Annotated in this window: 19 protein-coding genes and 1 riboswitch; of the genes, 5 read left to right on the plus strand and 14 right to left on the minus strand. The window is 48.0% G+C overall.

Going from position 1 to position 17,738, the window contains the following annotated elements:
- Nucleotides 1-2 precede the first annotated feature (2 nt).
- From ACYQ2N_RS21940 to ACYQ2N_RS21955, 4 genes are all read right to left on the minus strand, one after another.
- Nucleotides 3-485, minus strand: coding sequence for a metallophosphoesterase family protein (locus tag ACYQ2N_RS21940; protein ID WP_460001567.1), 483 nt, complete (start codon nucleotides 483-485; stop codon nucleotides 3-5).
- A gap of 13 nt (nucleotides 486-498) precedes the next feature.
- On the minus strand, nucleotides 499-1,755 hold the full coding sequence (locus ACYQ2N_RS21945) for an MFS transporter (RefSeq protein WP_460001568.1): 1,257 nt from the start codon (nucleotides 1,753-1,755) through the stop codon (nucleotides 499-501).
- A gap of 14 nt (nucleotides 1,756-1,769) precedes the next feature.
- Nucleotides 1,770-2,855, minus strand: coding sequence for an aminofutalosine synthase MqnE (gene mqnE / locus ACYQ2N_RS21950; RefSeq protein WP_460001569.1), 1,086 nt, complete (start codon nucleotides 2,853-2,855; stop codon nucleotides 1,770-1,772).
- Between the two features lie 162 nt (nucleotides 2,856-3,017).
- Nucleotides 3,018-3,392: a hypothetical protein gene (locus tag ACYQ2N_RS21955; RefSeq protein ID WP_460001570.1), complete on the minus strand. Its 375-nt coding sequence runs from the start codon at nucleotides 3,390-3,392 to the stop codon at nucleotides 3,018-3,020.
- A gap of 146 nt (nucleotides 3,393-3,538) precedes the next feature.
- Between ACYQ2N_RS21955 and ACYQ2N_RS21960 the strand changes: the two genes are divergently transcribed.
- A complete protein-coding gene (locus ACYQ2N_RS21960; RefSeq protein WP_460001571.1) occupies nucleotides 3,539-3,982 on the plus strand; it encodes a DMT family transporter in 444 nt (147 codons plus the stop codon).
- Between the two features lie 10 nt (nucleotides 3,983-3,992).
- Here the strand turns inward: ACYQ2N_RS21960 and ACYQ2N_RS21965 are convergent, their stop codons facing one another.
- The gene (locus ACYQ2N_RS21965) at nucleotides 3,993-4,511 is read right to left on the minus strand and encodes a hypothetical protein (RefSeq protein WP_460001572.1); all 519 of its coding nucleotides are present in this window, start codon (nucleotides 4,509-4,511) and stop codon (nucleotides 3,993-3,995) included.
- A gap of 67 nt (nucleotides 4,512-4,578) precedes the next feature.
- On the opposite strand from ACYQ2N_RS21965, the gene uvrC reads away from it, so the two are divergent.
- The 4 genes from uvrC to ACYQ2N_RS21985 are packed head-to-tail and all read left to right on the plus strand — an operon-like array spanning nucleotide 4,579 to nucleotide 7,951.
- Complete coding sequence (gene uvrC, locus ACYQ2N_RS21970) at nucleotides 4,579-6,396, plus strand: excinuclease ABC subunit UvrC (protein ID WP_460001776.1); 1,818 nt, start codon at nucleotides 4,579-4,581, stop codon at nucleotides 6,394-6,396.
- Nucleotides 6,386-6,553, plus strand: coding sequence for a hypothetical protein (locus tag ACYQ2N_RS21975; RefSeq protein WP_460001573.1), 168 nt, complete (start codon nucleotides 6,386-6,388; stop codon nucleotides 6,551-6,553). Before uvrC ends, ACYQ2N_RS21975 begins: the two co-directional genes overlap by 11 nt.
- A 27-nt stretch (nucleotides 6,554-6,580) precedes the next feature.
- Nucleotides 6,581-7,468, plus strand: a complete 888-nt coding sequence (locus ACYQ2N_RS21980; RefSeq protein ID WP_460001574.1) for a M23 family metallopeptidase — start codon at nucleotides 6,581-6,583, stop codon at nucleotides 7,466-7,468.
- Nucleotides 7,469-7,474: 6 nt separating this feature from the next.
- Nucleotides 7,475-7,951 carry a bactofilin family protein gene (locus tag ACYQ2N_RS21985; protein ID WP_460001575.1) on the plus strand — a complete coding sequence of 159 codons (477 nt, stop codon included), beginning with the start codon at nucleotides 7,475-7,477 and terminating at the stop codon, nucleotides 7,949-7,951.
- Nucleotides 7,952-8,077: 126 nt separating this feature from the next.
- Here the strand turns inward: ACYQ2N_RS21985 and ACYQ2N_RS21990 are convergent, their stop codons facing one another.
- The 9 genes from ACYQ2N_RS21990 to lonB form a co-directional block, all read right to left on the minus strand.
- Entirely contained in the window at nucleotides 8,078-8,806 is a 729-nt protein-coding gene (locus tag ACYQ2N_RS21990) for a C40 family peptidase (protein WP_460001576.1), read from the minus strand.
- Nucleotides 8,807-8,810: 4 nt separating this feature from the next.
- A riboswitch (cyclic di-AMP (ydaO/yuaA leader) is annotated at nucleotides 8,811-8,947 on the minus strand.
- Between the two features lie 963 nt (nucleotides 8,948-9,910).
- Nucleotides 9,911-11,278 (minus strand): PFL family protein, encoded by a 1,368-nt coding sequence (locus tag ACYQ2N_RS21995; RefSeq protein ID WP_460001577.1) that lies wholly within the window; start codon nucleotides 11,276-11,278, stop codon nucleotides 9,911-9,913.
- A 15-nt stretch (nucleotides 11,279-11,293) separates the two neighbouring features.
- Nucleotides 11,294-11,581, minus strand: coding sequence for an ACT domain-containing protein (locus ACYQ2N_RS22000; protein WP_460001578.1), 288 nt, complete (start codon nucleotides 11,579-11,581; stop codon nucleotides 11,294-11,296).
- Nucleotides 11,582-11,749: 168 nt separating this feature from the next.
- Nucleotides 11,750-12,067 (minus strand): HesB/IscA family protein, encoded by a 318-nt coding sequence (locus tag ACYQ2N_RS22005; protein WP_460001579.1) that lies wholly within the window; start codon nucleotides 12,065-12,067, stop codon nucleotides 11,750-11,752.
- 171 nt (nucleotides 12,068-12,238) lie between these two features.
- A complete protein-coding gene (locus tag ACYQ2N_RS22010; RefSeq protein ID WP_460001580.1) occupies nucleotides 12,239-12,466 on the minus strand; it encodes a hypothetical protein in 228 nt (75 codons plus the stop codon).
- A 67-nt stretch (nucleotides 12,467-12,533) separates the two neighbouring features.
- Complete coding sequence (locus ACYQ2N_RS22015; protein ID WP_460001581.1) at nucleotides 12,534-13,169, minus strand: GNAT family N-acetyltransferase; 636 nt, start codon at nucleotides 13,167-13,169, stop codon at nucleotides 12,534-12,536.
- Nucleotides 13,170-13,208: 39 nt separating this feature from the next.
- Nucleotides 13,209-14,453 (minus strand): adenosylhomocysteinase, encoded by a 1,245-nt coding sequence (locus tag ACYQ2N_RS22020; protein WP_460001582.1) that lies wholly within the window; start codon nucleotides 14,451-14,453, stop codon nucleotides 13,209-13,211.
- A 164-nt stretch (nucleotides 14,454-14,617) separates the two neighbouring features.
- A complete protein-coding gene (locus ACYQ2N_RS22025) occupies nucleotides 14,618-15,640 on the minus strand; it encodes a HoxN/HupN/NixA family nickel/cobalt transporter (protein WP_460001583.1) in 1,023 nt (340 codons plus the stop codon).
- Between the two features lie 303 nt (nucleotides 15,641-15,943).
- A complete protein-coding gene (gene lonB, locus ACYQ2N_RS22030) occupies nucleotides 15,944-17,722 on the minus strand; it encodes an ATP-dependent protease LonB (protein ID WP_460001584.1) in 1,779 nt (592 codons plus the stop codon).
- Nucleotides 17,723-17,738: the final 16 nt, after the last annotated feature.

The following is a 17,738-nucleotide window of genomic DNA, read 5'->3' on the forward strand; positions in this document are numbered from 1 at the left end:
CATCAAAAATAATAATGCCGGGCCTCAATCTCTCCCCTGACAATCTCGAGCAGGCCGAATGAATACTGCGGTTCCCGGCGCTTAAGCGTGGGGGAGCCGGGATTGAAGAGCAGAATCCCATTTTCTCTGGCTAAATACGGAGAATGGCTGTGGCCAAACACAATCCCCTGGACACTTTCATGGGCAAAAGCCTTATAAGCCCGCTCCGGAGTGCTCCCGCGCGCACCGCCGTGACCGTGAATCAGGCCAATCCTTACTCCGTCGCACACCACAATGTCCCGCTCAGGAAGCTGGATATCCCAGCCGTCACAGTTTCCTTTCACCGCCCGCACCGGAGCCAGGGTCATCAAATCCGCTAAAAATTCAGCGGACGTCAGATCTCCGGCATGAAGAATAAGATCAACCTCCGCCAGCGTTTCCCATACTGATGACGGCAATCCCCTTCCGTTCATAATGTGAGTATCAGACAGTACCCCAATGCGCACGACATTTCTCCCCTTAGCGCGCCCTTACCTGCAACTGACGCTGGCGCGGCAAAATTAGCACAAGAAACACGAGTACAAGCAGCCCGCTGAACATAAAAGTTTTCTTCGCACCCCAAAAATGAGCCATGCTACCGGAAAAAAAACTGCCAATTGGAGTCATGCCCCCGAAAACGAGTGAATATACGCTCATCACCCGTCCCCGCAGCCTGTTGGCGACCGTCATCTGAATCAGGGAATTAGCTGAGGCGGCAAAGATGATCATACACCACCCCATCAACGCCAGCATGAACGCAGCTGCCCAGAAGTTAATTTGCAACCCCAGTAGGATTGAAAAAACTCCTAGGCCCCCTGCTCCACCTAAGAGCAAAGGAGCGCTCGGGCCGTATTTGCTGAGCGTGGCTACGGTAAGAGCGCCCAACATTGCACCCAGACCCATGGCACTCATGAGCAGGCCGTAGCCCAGAACATCCCGATGTAGTTCCATTTTCGCCAGCACCGGCACGAGCACATTAAAGTTCATGGCCAAAGGGCTTAAGACCCCTATCATCAGGATACTAAAAAAAATCGGCGGCGTTTTCCTGATATAGAGCAATCCTTCCTTAATTTCAGGCCACACAGGCTGGCGCGCAGGCTTTGGCTTTGACCGCCCTTGCGGAATCGCAGGTAAAAAGGCCAAAATCAGGATTACTCCAATAAAACTAATTCCATTAATAACAAAACACAAAGTAGCTCCCCACAGGGCCATTATAATCCCGGCGATAGCCGGGCCTGCGAGGCGCGCTCCGTTAAAAATCGCCGAGTTAAGCGCAATCGCGTTCGTTAAATGTTCCTTCCCCACTAATTCAATCACAAAAGACTGACGGGCAGGCACATCAACAGTATTTGCAATCCCGAGCACAAATGCGATTAGAGCCAGCATCCAGAACTCTAGCTTGCCGCTCCCGACCAAAATCGACAACAAAAAGGCTAAAATCATCAAGGTAACCTGGGTCAGGATCAAGATCCTCCGTTTTGGCAAACGGTCAATCCAGACCCCGGCATGAAGGGAAAAGAGCAGCATCGGGAGAAACTGAAGAGCGCTGACCAACCCCAGCAAAAAAGCGGAATCAGTCAATTGCAGGACAAGCCAAGCCTGGCCTACATTTTGCGTCCAAGTGCCGATTAATGAAATGACCTGTCCTCCCCAGAACCAGCGAAAAGGGGCGTGTTCGAGCGCAGGAAAGGATTTCTTGGCAAAAGCTTTTAACTTTTGGGCCAAGAGTAAACTCATCTTCTTCATCCCTTTTAAACGTAGCGTCTGATTACATTATAATAGGTGTCTCGTTCCACCGGAATTAATCCTGCTTCGCGGATTAAGCGTTTTAATTCATCCTCAGTCTGCATTTGCGGACTCGTAGCTCCGGCCGTATGGTAAATCTTCTCTTCCCGTACCACTCCGTCTAAATCATTAGCGCCAAAAGTAAGTGCCATTTGCGCCGTTGCCAGCCCTGACGAAACCCAATAAGCCTTGATATAGCGGAAATTATCCAAGAGCAGGCGGGCGGTAGCAATGACTTTAAGTGTGCGTAAGGCACTGGCCTGGGTAATATGTTCAAATTGAGTATGGCGGGGATGAAAGGCTGTGGGAATAAGGGCGTAAAACCCGCCGGTTTCATCCTGGAGTTGTCTCAGCTGCACCAAGTGGTCAATAAGCTCTACATCACTCTCGATAATCCCATAGAGCATATTAGCATTGGACGGAATTCCTAGTTTGTGCGCCGTACGGTGAATTTCGAGCCAACGCTCACCGCTTAATTTTCCGGGGCAGATTTGGGCACGCACACGTGGGCTGAAATTTTCCGCGCCTCCTCCGGGAATAAAACTAAGGCCTGCTTGCTTAAACTCATCAAGAATCTTAGCTATTGGGACTCCTTCGCTTTCGGCGAAGTAATCATACTCGGCGGCGGTGAAAGCTTTAATGCTGACTGCCGGAATTGCTTCTTTCACTTTTTCTACCAAATCCAAATAATAACTGAAAGGCAGGTCCGGGTGAATTCCCCCGACAATATGAATTTCGGTCGCTCCCAAAGCCCCGAAATGCTTAGCTTTCTCCACAACTTCCGGGACACTCATGGTGTAGGAACCCTTGTCCCCCTTATCTTTGCCAAATGCACAAAAACCGCACCGCACTTTGCAGACATTGCTGTAATTTATATGTGCGTTATTGTTATAATACACTTCATCTCCTGCCACCCGCTGCCGCTGCTCATTGGCCAGATATCCCAACCCTAAAATATTGTCGGTTTGCAGAAGCTTAAGCCCGTCTTCCCTGCTCAAGCGCTCCTTGCTTGCAACTTTATCATAAATTTCTTCAAGGCCTTTGGAAATCACCGGATCTACCTTCTTTCTTTTTGCCAGCAAAACATTATCAGTTTTTAATTATAACATAAATTTAGTTCGTACAGAAAAGAATAAAGAAGCGTCTCCCAGGAGCACATAAAAAAAGAAAGGACTTAAAAAACTTCTTAAGTTAAGCCCTTTTCCCATTATTTTTCAGTGGAAGTATTTTGGCATGTACTGGCGTTGGCCTTTTACGGCTTTGCGAATCTCGTTGGCTACCCGCCAGGTTTCTTGTAACTCCGGCGTCATGAGATCCATTTTCCCGGTTCTTTTATCGAGCAGGATATCAACTGAAGGCTTTCTTCCCTGAATCTTTTCTCCCGGGTGGATAATATCAATCCCGATTTTATTTTCGTCATACTCTGGAGGCACAAGGTAGTTTAATACTTCTTCGGTGGCATCGATCAACTCATTCACTTGGTCATCTGGATATCCTTCCCTCATTAGAATATCCCTTACCTGTGTAAGCGAATGGTCAAGGCTTAGCAGCATCTGGGCACGTTGAACTAGGCTGTAATCGATTTCCATGACGCCACCTCTTTCAAACTTTTTGTCTTACAGTTTAATTTTCCCCTTCAATTGCTAAAGGAATACTGATACATCTTAGCTGAGTTGGGGAACTTGTCCATGTAAAATCTTTGAAAAAGTCATAAATATAAGCAGGAGGTTTGAACATGACAAAATTTCTAAGTTTGCCCTTTATAATCGCTGCTATTTCAGGCGTCACTATGGCTATTCAAGGCACTATTAATTCAGCCTTGAGCCAAAAGACGAATTTGTTGATAGCGACTTTAATTGTTCATATTATCGGGACCGTGGTGGCCTTGGCTGCAGTCTTCACGCGGCGCTCCCCCGTTTTTGGCTCATTCTGGCAGGGTATTCCCTGGTACTTATACCTGGGCGGGGTCTTGAGCGTGATCATTGTCGGGCTCGTAGCCCTCAGCATTCCTAAAATCGGAGTCTGCAATGCCACCACTGCCATTATTATCGGACAAGTGGGCACTGCAGTCCTGATTGACCATTTTGGCTGGTTCGGTGTGCAAAGGCTGCACTGGAGCCTGTGGCAGCTCCTCGGGATCGGGCTGTTCGCCGCCGGTGCCAAACTACTGTTCCGTTAACCCATTGCATTTAGGCTCCCCGGGCACGGCTGTCGATGACATTCATATTGGTGATAACCACATACACTTCGTCACTGACAATGTACTTGCGGATTTGTCCATTGGCTGCGAGAATTACCGTATTCTTGACGGTCGCTTTACTGTCACTTTCAATCAAACGCAGCAAGAAAGCGTAGGATTCACTGTTGACCGCCAGTTGCTGGAACTCCCCGTCCGCGACAAATATTACCCAGTACCCGCTTGAAATTTCGCTTTTGCCATCATACAGCGAGTTGCTGACACTTGGGAAGCTCGGCAGATTCCAGAGCTGGGAATCAAGGGTGTCACCGGTAGGGGAAGTACTCGGCAGGGTTACTTCCCCCAGACTGCTCGTCTCTTGTGTGGGTTCACTCACTTTGCTATAAACATCCTTAAAGAAATTCGGAAACAGCAGGTAACCGGCCACGGCAATGATTACCACCCACAGAGCCAACGCCTGCAGATCCTGCCAGATTTCCGTGCGGGGCGGACGCCCCCAGGAGTTTGGCATAATTCTCCCCCCCAAACCCTAAAATACAAAACCCTGTCAGAAGATTATACGCGTTATGTTTCTAAACTTGCATCCCCGGCCCAAACCAACTAGAATAAAGAACAAGCGGGGTGTGCACAATATGGAGATACTGCGTCAAAAACTCAGCTTGTTACCGGAAAAACCGGGTGTTTACCTAATGAAAAATACGGACGGCCACATCATCTATGTTGGGAAAGCCAAGGTGTTAAAAAACCGGGTCCGTTCTTATTTTACCGGGTCCCACGATGGCAAGACTCAGAAGCTTGTAAGCCTGATTACAGATTTTGAATATATAATCACTGAGTCTGAAGCAGAAGCCCTCATATTAGAATGCAACTTAATCAAAAAACACAATCCAAAATATAATATCCTCTTGCGCGATGACAAGACTTATCCTTATATAATGATCACTAATGAAAAACATCCGCGCATGCTCGTAACCAGAAAGATAGACCACAAAAAGGGGAAATATTTCGGTCCCTATCCTAGCGCCGGTTCAGCCAGGGAGGCTGCTCGGCTCTTAAACCGCCTGTTCCCCTTACGCAAATGCCGCCAGCTTCCGGCGCGACCCTGTCTATATTACCATCTGGGACAGTGCCTGGGACCCTGTGTCCAGGAAGTCTCTGCGCCCAAGTACGAGGAGATCCTGAAAGATGTCAATTCTTTTCTACGGGGCGGACAGGAGAGGGTTATCCGCTGGCTTGAAGCCAAAATGCTTAAAGCCTCTGACGAACTGCAATTTGAGCGGGCCATGGAATACCGCGACCTCATTGAAGATTTAAAGCGTCTCGGGGAAAAACAAAATATCACCTTAACAGACTTCGTCGACCGCGATGTCGTGGGGTATGCCGTGCTCGAAGACCAGATGTGCATCCAGATCTTCTATCTGCGCCAGGGAAAATTATTGGCCCGGGACAGTTTTATTTTCCCTTATTATGAAGAGGCTGAAGAAGCTTTCATCTCGTTCCTGGCCCAATTTTACACAGAGAATACCGTCTGGCCTAAAGAGATCCTGATCCCGGAGCTTACAAATTCTCTGCTGCAAGAGTTGTTCCCGGTTACGGTGCCACGCAAAGGGAAAAAACGTGAGCTGGTGCAATTGACAATTAAAAATGCGCAAACTGCCTTAGAAGAAGAAAAAGCCCTGGCAGGACTCGCACACAAAAAAGCAGAACAGGCACTTGGGGCTCTGGGCCAGAGCCTTAACATATCTGCCCCTGCCGTAATTGAGGCTTTCGACATATCCAATACCGCCGGCACACACCCAGTCGCCGGCATGGTTCAGTTCCTGCACGGTCAGCCGTGTCGCTCAGGCTATCGTAAGTTCAAAATCCAGGAGATGGCACAACGTGATGACACAGCGGCCATGAACCAGACTATAGGGCGCAGGTATGCTCGCCTGGCCTCTGAGGGCATGCCCTTGCCGAACTTGATTTTGGTGGACGGAGGGAAAGGACAAATAAGTGCGGCCAGAGAAGCACTCTCCACGCTTAAGCTGGATATTCCGGTCGCAGGTATGGTCAAGGATGACCGCCACCGCACAGCCGGGCTCCTTGACGCCCAAGGGCGGCTGCTTACTTTAGATGAAAGTGCTTTTCACCTTCTGGCCAGGATTCAGGAAGAAGTCCACCGTTTTTCCGTAACTTTCCACCGGCAGCAGCGTGCCAAAAACATGGTGTTATCGCAATTAGACGGAATTCCAGGCATAGGTACCCGCCGCCGCCAGCTTCTCCTGCGTTCCTTTCAGTCTTTGGACAACATTCGGGCAGCCTCAATGGCAGAGCTACATGGCGCAGGACTGCCCTTAAACGCGGCCCAGGCTGTGTTCGATCATTTTCACAGGAGTGAACGTAATGATTCTTAACTACCGCGTCGAGATCTGCCGTCAATGTTACTTCAAGCGTACCGGCAACTGCAGCTCATCAGACAGCTATATTCAAAACCTTAAGCCTGACCCCGCCATTGCTCCGGGGGGGGAATGCTCCCACTATACCCCGGTGCCGTGGCTGCCACAAAGATAATAACGTACACATGGAGGAGAAAGATTAGTGCGTAAGTTTACAGTATTGATTATTCCGGACGGGCATGCGCCTGCGCGCCAGTTCCGTTTTTCTGTGCGCGGCAAACGCTTGCTCATAGGGACAAGCCTGGGGCTTGCCTTGCTCCTAAGTACTCTTGTTGCTCATGACCTTTATCAAAGCTACTACATAAAAGCGCACGCCCAGGAGTTCGCGCAAATTGACCGCCTACATGAGGAGTTGAAGGCCAAGGATCAAGAAATAGGGCACCTGACTGAACAAAATGTACAAATCACGCAAAACCTCGACCATATTGACACGCTGGAACAAGAAATATCTTCCCTTCTCAAAATTCAGCCCGCCAAGCTTAGTGCACAGCGCACTCCTGGCATGGCTGCGCAAAGTTATGTCCCTTCCCGCTCCATCGACCTTAACGCAGATATCGTTCAAGCTCAACTCGAACGTTTCCAGCAGTATCACTCAGTGGCACTGGCACAGCAGAACCAGCTCGACCACACTCCCACCATGCTTCCGCTTGACGGAGAAATCGCGTCTCCTTTCGGATACAGGAAAAATCCGTTTGGCAGATGGACAAAAGAGTTTCACAGCGGGATTGATATTGCCTGCAATTATGGAACAGAAGTTCGGGCCACTGCCAGCGGCACAGTGGTTTTTGCCGGGTGGGACAACGTCTACGGACGTAGGGTTAATATTGACCATGGCAATGGGATTGTCACATTTTACGGTCATAATTCCCGTCTCTTAGTCGAAAATGGGCAAAAGGTTAACAAAGGGGATGTGGTTGCCCTAAGCGGAAATTCCGGGCGCAGTACCGGCGCACATCTACACTACGGGGTAATTATCAACGGCGAGAATACGGATCCCCTTAATTTTACAGATTTTGCAAAGGAGAAGTGATCAGTATTGTTTAACAAGAACTCCTCCCGCCTTAGTACTGACATAACATTTATCGCCCAGGGCTGTGAAATCACAGGAACTCTCACAATCAAAGGAGATGCCCGTATTGACGGGCAAGTAGAAGGAGGGATAAAAGCCGGGGGAGAACTGACGATAGGCTCCGGGGCCAAAGTTAAGGCCAATCTCGAAGGTAAGGCTGTCAGCATAGCCGGAGAAGTACGCGGAGATGTCAAAGCTTTCGAGAATTTGGAACTGGCTGCAAGCGCCCGCCTCTACGGCGATATTTATACCAAGCAATTAAAGATTGAACAAGGAGCGCGTTTCGTTGGGTCCAGCCACTTGCTGGAAGATGCGGGTACTACGCCCGACAGTGCAGGTTCCCATTCTTCCAGGCTGCGTCAGGATAAGGACAAGGATAAGGACAAAGATAAGGACAAAGATAAGGACAAAGATAAGGACAAAAGACGGCTCAGCGAAGCGTAAGCAGGGTTCTCCGACTTCACGTTTACAAACACACTTACGTGTATAAACATACATTGCGGCAAGCATTATGCATTGCGGCGCACAAAAAAAGGGCGATAAAATCGCCCTTTTTTTGTGCGGTTCACATTATTTAACCCTGCGTGCGCCAAGATAACGGCTTTTATAGTAGCTTTCATTTAAGCTCGTGGTGCGCACCCCGCTGTCAGAAGCATGCACGAACGTGCCATTCCCAATATATATCCCCACATGAGAAGCTCCTTTGGAATATGTCGTGAAGAACACCAAATCGCCTGGCTGCAGATCCTGCTTGCTCACGGAACTTCCGCTGTTAAACTGTGTATAAGAAGTACGAGGAATGGAAATCCCAGACGCCTTGTATACATATTGCGTAAATCCGGAGCAATCGAAGCCGCTTCTGCTGGTGCCACCGAAAACATACGGTACTCCCTTAAGGCTCAAGGCTGTGGTGACAATATCGAAAGTATTGGCACCCCCTCCGCGCGATACCTGTTTGGCAGGTTCAGCTTTGGCAACCTGGACAGGCCTTTGCGGTACAGCCTTTTTCACTTCTGTGGGTGCCTTCGTTGGAGTTGAAGCTTGGGTAGGGATGGGTACCTGAGTCGACTCCAGTTTAACTGCCGCTTTGCTATACGCTATGGTTGCCACGTTCTTGGCTGTAAACTCCAATTGCTTGCTCACAACCGGAGCCTGTGTCCCGATCATAGTTGGGGTTGAGCTTAAAGCCGGCCCAAGCTGGGCTGCTGCTGTAGGAACAGCGCCTAATCCCGGCATGCTGCCAAACAGAAGCACGCCTGAAAGAGCAACGCTCCCCAGCCAGATTCGTCCAGAATACACTAAATTGTCCACCCTTCTGAGCTTACGAGGTTAGTTGACGGGTTCGGGCAGGAAGGTGTAAGACCCGGCGCGCTCACACGCGCTTCACCCCAAGGAAATATCCCCCGCTCCGGATAAATCCGGATTCAGCTTTTTCTTGTCCTAATAAGAATTCGAGACAAAGCACAAAAATCCTGCTTGCTTAACAAGGTAAAATTTGAGAAAAAGGTATAGTAAAAGCAGTATATGCAACATAATATGTCAAATAACATAAAAAATCCATAAAAAATTAAAACACCTCTCCTAAATGAGAGGTGTTGCTCCTGGGATGATAGGATACAACAAGTCAATATTGCGGCTTAGGTCAAGTAGGTTTTCCCACTGAGTTCCCCGCAGTTTCCCGCGGGGCGGTTTCCCCTTTCCCTCAGCCCGAGGTGTCGCCACGCTCAGAACTTGATCGCCACTCAGTCCGCACTTCAGTCCCTGTTGCTTTACACTCTAGAAGTTTCCTTAACACTTTTTTGACACCTTAGCCTCTTTTGCAGGCAAGAATTTCCGGCAGATTGAATTGTGTCGGCCAACACTTTTCAATCCCTTTTGCCTTCCCAACTTCCCCACTCAAAGCAGGCTACACTGCACTAAGTTCCTTCCTAATGCAGGTTCATACCCTAAGCCGTAACTTTTACAAGCCACGCACTTAGGCCTCCACGAATAAGGGTAGCGCCCACATGCCATTGTGGATCCCCCTTATTCTTAACTCCCAGCAGCAACCCTCAACTGGGCGTCGAAAGCCACCACCAGGAACTTCATCGGTATGCCCTTAGCGGATTCTTAGGCCCGCCTTCAGATGTCATAGAGTGCACTAGAATAGCGCTCCATAATCCCAAGGAAGATAAATAACATAAACATATTTTACACTACAAACTGTTTTTTGCAAAAACCTTATGTTATATTCATTATTAAGCTTAACCCCAAAATAGAATCCAGCCAATTATAAAATATTGTTTTTAAGTTGATTTTGACCAAAAAACGCTTTAATCGCCCAAAATCGCTGCCATCTATAATCACTAAGTAAACAACCCGTAAAAGTAGACTGAGTTGGCACTAATTACCTTAGGAATTTTATTAATTAGACAAGCTGGTTATAGGCGCAGGAATGCGCCCACCGCGACGCACAAACTGGCTTGAGGAAAAGGGGTGCACCTTAATAACCGGTGCCCCACCGAGCAAGCCGCCAAATTCCACTCTGTCCCCTGCTTTCTTGCCAATGGCCGGTATGACCCTGACGGCGGTTGTTTTTTTATTTATCATACCGATAGCCGCTTCATCTGCGATAATGGCGGAGATTGTTTCCGGACTCACATCCCCAGGGATGGCAATCATGTCGAGCCCTACCGAGCAGACACAAGTCATGGCTTCAAGCTTGTCTAAAGTCAAGGCACCGGCTTCCACAGCCCTGACCATTCCGGCATCCTCGGAAACAGGAATGAACGCTCCGCTTAATCCCCCTACATGAGAAGATGCCATGGCTCCTCCTTTTTTTACGGCATCATTTAAGAGAGCCAGCGCTGCTGTTGTCCCATGGGTTCCAGCCCGCTCAAGCCCCATAAACTCAAGGATTTCCGCCACACTGTCCCCTACTGCCGGGGTCGGAGCCAAGGACAGATCCACAATCCCAAAGGGCACTCCTAATTCTGCCGATGCTGCTCTCCCCATTAACTCTCCCATGCGGGTGATTTTGAAAGCTGTTCTTTTGATCAGGTTTGCTAATTCTCCGAAATTAGCGTCAGGGTTGCTCTTGACGACATGAGCCACAACTCCCGGACCGCTCACCCCTACATTAATTACACGTTCTGGTTCCCCGACCCCATGAAAAGCCCCTGCCATAAAAGGATTGTCTTCAGGCGCATTGCAGAAAACAACTAACTTTGCCGCCGCGATTCCGTCCTGTGCGGCGGTAAGGCGAGCGCTCTCGAGAATAATTTCTCCCATCTCAGCTACAGCATCCATGTTGATTCCAGCTTTGGTTGAACCGACATTAACGGAAGAACACACGGTTTCAGTCTCGGCCAGTGCCTGCGGAATTGCCTGCATAAGTGCCCTGTCCCCTGTTGTCAGTCCTTTTTGCACCAGGGCGGAGAACCCTCCCAGGAAATTAACTCCCACTTCGCGCGCAGCCCTATCCAGGGTTTTAGCGACTCTTACCATGCCTTCCGGGTCCAGATGGGCCGCAACAATGGCTATGGGAGAAACGGAAATTCTTTTATTGATAATAGGAATGCCATAGCGGGCAGCAAGCTTGTCCCCTACTGTAACCAAATGTTGTGCTGATTGTGTTATTTTATCATAAATTTTCTGTTCCATTTGTTTCAGGTCTTGGTCTACGCAGTCCAAGAGACTGATTCCCATCGTAATCGTACGGATATCCAGGTTCTCATTTCTTACCATTTCGATTGTTTGCAGGATCTCTTCCGGTTCGAACGTAATCGTCATAACTAACCCCTTCCCTTATACCCTGTGCATGTATGTAAAGACGTCTTCATGCTGAACATTAACCTGAAGCCCCCGCTGTTGCCCCTCACTCTTGAAGGTCGCGGCTAATTCGCCCATTTCCAGGCTGGAAGTGCTTAGATCGATGACCATTATCATTGTAAAAAAACCCTGCAAAATCGTCTGACTGATATCCAGGATATTAACCTTGTTTTCAGACAGTTTCCCTGACACCCAAGCGATAATCCCGATTTGATCCTTGCCCAGGACGGTAACGATCCCGCGGTTCGACTTATCATTACTCATGAAATTTGTTCCTCCCTCTTTTGTATCATGGCTATTAGCCTAGCACATTAGTTTCCCCTGTACAATATCCATATTTTAAAATGCCACTTTCCTGTATAATTAATCTGGGGAAATATATTAGCAAAGCACAAAAAATGGAGCCCTCAGGGCTCCATTTCATCGCACGAATTAGCAACTGCAACCGTCGCCACAGCCATCGCCGGAATTGGCGGTGCGAATTTCAAAACCGCCGCCATAACGGGACTCGACATAGTCTACCATTGCACCTTCAAGGTAAGAAGAAAGTTTTTTATCGGTTACAATCCTGATTCCATGTCCTTCATCGATGACATCATCATCATTCTTAGACTCATCCAGAGTCATGCCGAAGCTCGGACCGCCTCAGCCAAAACCTGCAACATAAAGGCGTAAGTAGGCGTTCTCTTTATTCTGATTCGCCAAAACTTCCTTTACTTTTTCCGCCGCAATTTCGGTAATTCCGACCATCCTGAATCGCCACTCCTTCTATTCCCATAATCCAAAGGCCCAATCGAGCATATTTTCGCAGGCTGCCCAATATATCCCCACCCTGCAGAGCCCCGTTACCCTAGGCCTTTTTTTATAATACTTCCTCTAGCTTACAGTTGTCAAATGGTAAGTTTCTTTGTGAAAAAGCTATCAAACAACTTCCCCATCCCCGCTGGGCTTAAACTCGCCGAGCAAGCGCCTGATTTCTGCTTCAAGGTTGGCAGGCAAATCCTGGATTTGTCTTTGCCAATACCTAACTTCTACCTTGACTTTTTGGGTCATGTAGCCCGAAACAGCCTGCCCCTCAGGATTATTTTCCATTCCCTGCCACAAAGCAAGTACTAATACTAAAAGAATAAATCTCCAAAGCCAGCGCATACTATTCATCCCTTCCAGACAACTATTATAAGTATTCTGTCCGGAAAAAGGGATTCGTATCCTTAATTTAGCCCCGGTTGGAATCCGGCTTACGAAAGAGCATTTTTTCAAATTCAAGTACAGCTTCCCTAGGCACAAGGCTGCCGTAGCGAACCATCAACATATTAGCGGGGTGCGAGGAGATTTCCTCTTCATCCGTATCTTTGACCACCATGCCCACATGCGCCATGATCTTACGCATCACTTCCCGGTATTCCCACACCTGCAGACCAGACCCTTCTAAATCCCAATGCCAGTAATATTCCGTGGCAACAACCAAGAAGTTTTCCATTACAGGATCGGCGAAGGCTACTTCCAGCAAGTGGCGTGCTACTCCATAACGCCTCACTGCGGGCGCGATCTCGATCGCTCCCAGTTCCAGGACTTGCTCCGGGCCGTGAGCCCAGCGTTCAAAAGTGTCCGCAGGATGAAAGGTCACATAGCCATAGATAGTGTGGTCACGATAGGCTGCGATTATGCGCCCGGAGTCCAGTTCACTAATACCAATTAAAGCTTCTTTCTGCCTCAGCGGCGGGCGAAAAGCCCTCAAACCCGGGTCCAGTTCCAGCGACCGCAACAACTCGGAAGGTACCGGGCCTTGGAGTAAAAGTTCCCTTTCCGGCAGCATAACAGTTTGGGTATAAATTGCCCGCCCTTCTTTCACAGTGTGCCTCCCTTACAACAAATACTACTACCTAAACATCTACTCCCATGCTGCTAAATATTCTTGCTGCTCTTCTGTCAGACTGTCTATTGCTAAATTAAGAGACTCTAGCCTTAGGTTTGCAACCCTGTAATCTATTTCCTTTGGTACACCGTAAACCCGGTTTTCCAGTTTATCTTCATTCTTAACTAAATAGTGCAAGGCCATTGCCTGCAACGCAAATGTCATGTCCATCACTTCTACTGGGTGTCCATCACCGGCGGCTAAATTGACTAACCGGCCTTCGGCGAGCAGATAAACTTCTTTCCCGCCCGGAAGCCTATATTCAACAATGTTGGGCCTCACTAAGCGCTGAAATTCAGCAACCTCCTCCAATTCTACCCTGTTGACTTCCACGTCAAAATGCCCGGCATTACAGAGGATTGCCCCTGCTTTCATGACTTGAAAATGACCGCCTCTGATTACATCTTTGTTACCGGTCACAGTGATAAAGAAATCACCCTGTTTGGCAGCTTCAATCATCGGCATCACTTCGAAGCCGTCCATCCAGGCCTCATTCGCCCGCATCGGATTAACCTCACATACAATTACCCGGGCTCCCAGACCCTTGGCCCTCAAGGCCACCCCTTTACCACACCAGCCATATCCTGCTACCACAACTGTTTTCCCAGCTACAACCAAATTAGTCGTGCGCATGATTCCGTCCCAGACAGACTGGCCGGTACCGTAGCGATTGTCAAAAAGGTATTTGCTTTCCGCATCATTGACCGCTACCATCGGAAAGCCCAATTCCCCGCTCTGATCCATAGCCTTGAGGCGTAAAATGCCAGTGGTTGTTTCTTCCGCTCCGCCTTTAACTTTACTCAGCAGTTCCCTTCTTTCTTTATGGATGGTTGATACAAGGTCCCCGCCATCGTCAATTAAATAGTCCGGTCCAAAATCGAGCGCCAGGTTCAAATGCCGACGGTATTCTTCGGCAGTGGCACCGTACCAGGCATGCGCCCGTATTCCTCCTTTAACCAAGGCAGCCACCACATCATCTTGAGTTGACAGGGGATTGCTGGCTACAACCGTGACTTCCGCTCCTCCGGCCTGAATAACTTTGGCCAAATATGCGGTCTTGGCTTCAAGGTGCAGGCAAATAACAATTTTCTTCCCGGCAAAAGCGAGATCACGTTCGAACTCTTGGCGCAAATGATTGAGCACGGGCATGTGAGCCCCAGCCCAGTCAATCTTTAGCTGTCCCCTAGGGGCTAAGTTAAGATCACGAATAGTTGATTCCATTTATTTCCCGACTAACGTCGGGCCACCTCCTTTTTATCCACAAAAGTCATATCTAAAACTTCCCGTATTATTTCTTCCCCAAATACAAGAAATCCTTCCGTTCCAGGGCTGATTTCGCTAGTAATTTCGGTGCGGTTTATTTTTAAGGATTTTTTCAGTTGCCCTCAGGCCTTCTCCAGATGTAAAACCTTCCAGAGTCCGTAAGAAATAACCCATGTTAAGATAAAAAGGCTCACCAACAGATAGCCGATCCCTTCGAAGTCCAGGTTTTGTATCCATCCCCAAATTCCGCTGTTTAGTCCAAGCCTTGGCGTAATTATCTGGGCCAATTCGATTAGACCGATAAACAACGCTGCAATTACGGAAAGGCCGGTAACCGATAAATTGTAATAAATCTTGCGTAATGGAGTGGAAAAGGCCCAATGGTAGGCAGTCGTCATAAAAATCCCATCCGCGGTGTCCATTAAGCTCATACCGGCAGCAAATAGAACCGGCAGTGCTATGATTCCGGTGAAAGGAACTGTTTGAGTGGCCGCATTCGCAGAAATCCCTAACAGGGCTACCTCGGATGCGGTATCAAAACCTAAACCAAAGAGAAAGCCAAGCGGGTAAACATGCCAACTCTTGTTAATAAACCTATAAAGCGGTCTAAAGAAACGAGATATGAAGCCCCGGTTTAAAAGGACTTGCTCAAGGTTCTCTTCATCGTACTCCCCTTTACGCAGCTTGGAGAAGAACCGGTAAATATCGAACCAAATGTAAAGATTAAATAGCCCTATGAGGAGCAGAAAACCTCCTGAAACAGCGGTCCCAATCATACTGCCGAAAGTTTGTAATTGTGGAATGTTTTGCTCAGCCCAATGCATGGAAATGGCCGTAATGATGGCCATGATAAAAACCACCGAAGAATGGCCCAAAGAGAAGAAAAATCCTATCCCTGTCGGATCGCTTTTCTGTTGTACCAGTTTACGTACCGTGTTGTCAATAGCAGCAATGTGGTCAACATCAAAAGCATGGCGTAAGCCCAGTGCATAACTCAGAAAACCAAATCCCAGCAATTGTGGATATTCCCGAACTTTCGGAAGCAAAAAGATCAGTCCCAAAAGATGTATCACGGCCACTAACAATCCATAACGAAGCCATTTCGGGCGATTTGTAATACTTGTTTTTCTAGATATATGATCCATTACGTTCACCTTCCTCTAATTTTTTCCAAAAACAAAAAACCATGGAGTTAACCTTAAGGTTAAGACCTCCATGGTATTGTATTGTTTTAATATATTTTGTATTTTTATGTTCGACATAAGATATTTTTTTCCTTCTTTTTCGGTACAGCGCTTCTTACATCCCAATAAATTCATACGCTTGATGCGACCAGCCCTGGGCGTCACTCTAATAATTTTGGCTCTATTTTTTTAGCCGCCGGGCAAGAGATTTTCAACCATTCGGCCATATCTCATCTCATAACAACCATTAGAAGCTGAGCCGGTTTACAACAAGGTCCAAGCTTCTTCCACCGTAGCCACCAGACAAATTCTCATAGTTGTTTGTCCAGGCAAATCTCCTTCATTTACCTGAGGGATAAGTACTTGTTTGATTCCTGCTGTTGCTAACATTGCTAGCTTATACTGCAGAAGAGAGGTGGGTAATACCTCTCCTTTAATATTCACACCCCCTAGTACAGCAGTCCCTTGATTTACTGCTTTTTGCTGCAGGGCCGACTTGGCGGCCAGCACTGCCGCTAAAGGACATTCTTCCCAACTAAAGTTCCGGTAGTGCCTGTCAATTTCAAGGTACAGCTCTTTCCCTGTCAGGGTTCTGCCTAAAACAGCGTGTAAGACATTTTTGAGGTTAGCGGGGGCGGAAAATCCCAATAAAGAGATATCACCAGTGATAGAATGATTCCCGGCAGCATCTTCTTTCCTTAACGGGCGTTCCGATAGTACCGCCCAAACCGGCTGGATAACCGGTTCAATTCCATCCACGCAAACAACCCCGTTGACTTGGCCGATTCTTCTGCCGTCTGTAAGAAAGACAGAGCTTTGTAAAGATCGGGCACGACTCCGGGCCAGTTGTTTTTCCAAAGGTAAAACGAGTTCCCTGGCGTTTTGTACATGAATGCCTTCTACAAGGTTGACTTTATCTTGCCGGGCGAGGTCCCCTGCTGCTCGGATTAAACCGCCCAATTCCCGGAATTTGGTTGTTAACTTCCCTTTGACCGAGCACATCAAACCGGCTTCAACCAATAGTTCTAGGTATGCCCCATAGGAGAAATGAGGGATTTTACCGTCTTTGTTGACTTCCTGGGCTATGAACTGGGCTAATTTATAGCGGTTTAGCTCATTGTCTTCAATCTCTTCTTTCATATAGATTTCATAACCATACCCTCTGATCCGGGAACGCAGAGCCGGGTGCATTTTATCCATGTCTTCCAAGTTTCCGGCCAACACCAGTAAGAAATCGCAGGGCACAGGTTCACTGCGAACCATGGTACCGCTGGAACCAAGACTTCTGCCGGTGATGGCCAGTTTTTTCTCCTGAAAAGCCGTCAACAAGCTCTGTTGGGATTCCATACTAAGGGTGGAAACTTCATCGATAAACAATATCCCTTTATGGGCCTGGTGGATAGCACCTGCCTCTATGAGCTGGTAGGGAGGGGTCTCCACTCCTCCGGACTGGAAGGGATCGTGCCGTACGTCCCCTAACAACGCACCGGCATGGAAACCGGTAGCATCAATAACCGGAGCATGTTTCTTACCGGAATTGTTTATTAGTATCTTGAATTTCGGTGCTTGACCCTGGGCTAAATACCTTTTTTTCAACCCGTAAATGAGTAATACCAGAAACAGTCCACCTAAAAGGTAATAAAAATTGTTGCGTGTAAGAGTATAGAAAAAACTGACAAACGAGATAGCAACTACTGCAAAGATTAACAAAAAATTTAAGGAAAAGCCTTGTCGCTTGAACTTCTCCTTAGCCTCTTGCAACAGCTTTTCACTCGCTCCTGAGTTAACGATTTGAATTAAGGGTTGTGTCCGCTGTTCCCGGTTAGGTAAACAGATAACATCTTTCAATTCTTCAGGTGGTAATAGTTCTGCCATAGCTGAGGCCAGTAAGCTTTTGCCGGTCCCGGGTTCACCCAAAAGCAGAACGGACCGTTTTTGCTTGGCAGCAAGTTTAATTATTTGTACAGCCTCTTCCTGACCAATAACCTGGTCTACCAGACACTCGGGAACCGGAATTTCCGCTGTAGAGTCAAAGCCCTTCATTTGCATGCTCCTTACT

The sequence above is a fragment of the Paradesulfitobacterium aromaticivorans genome (assembly GCF_054657415.1).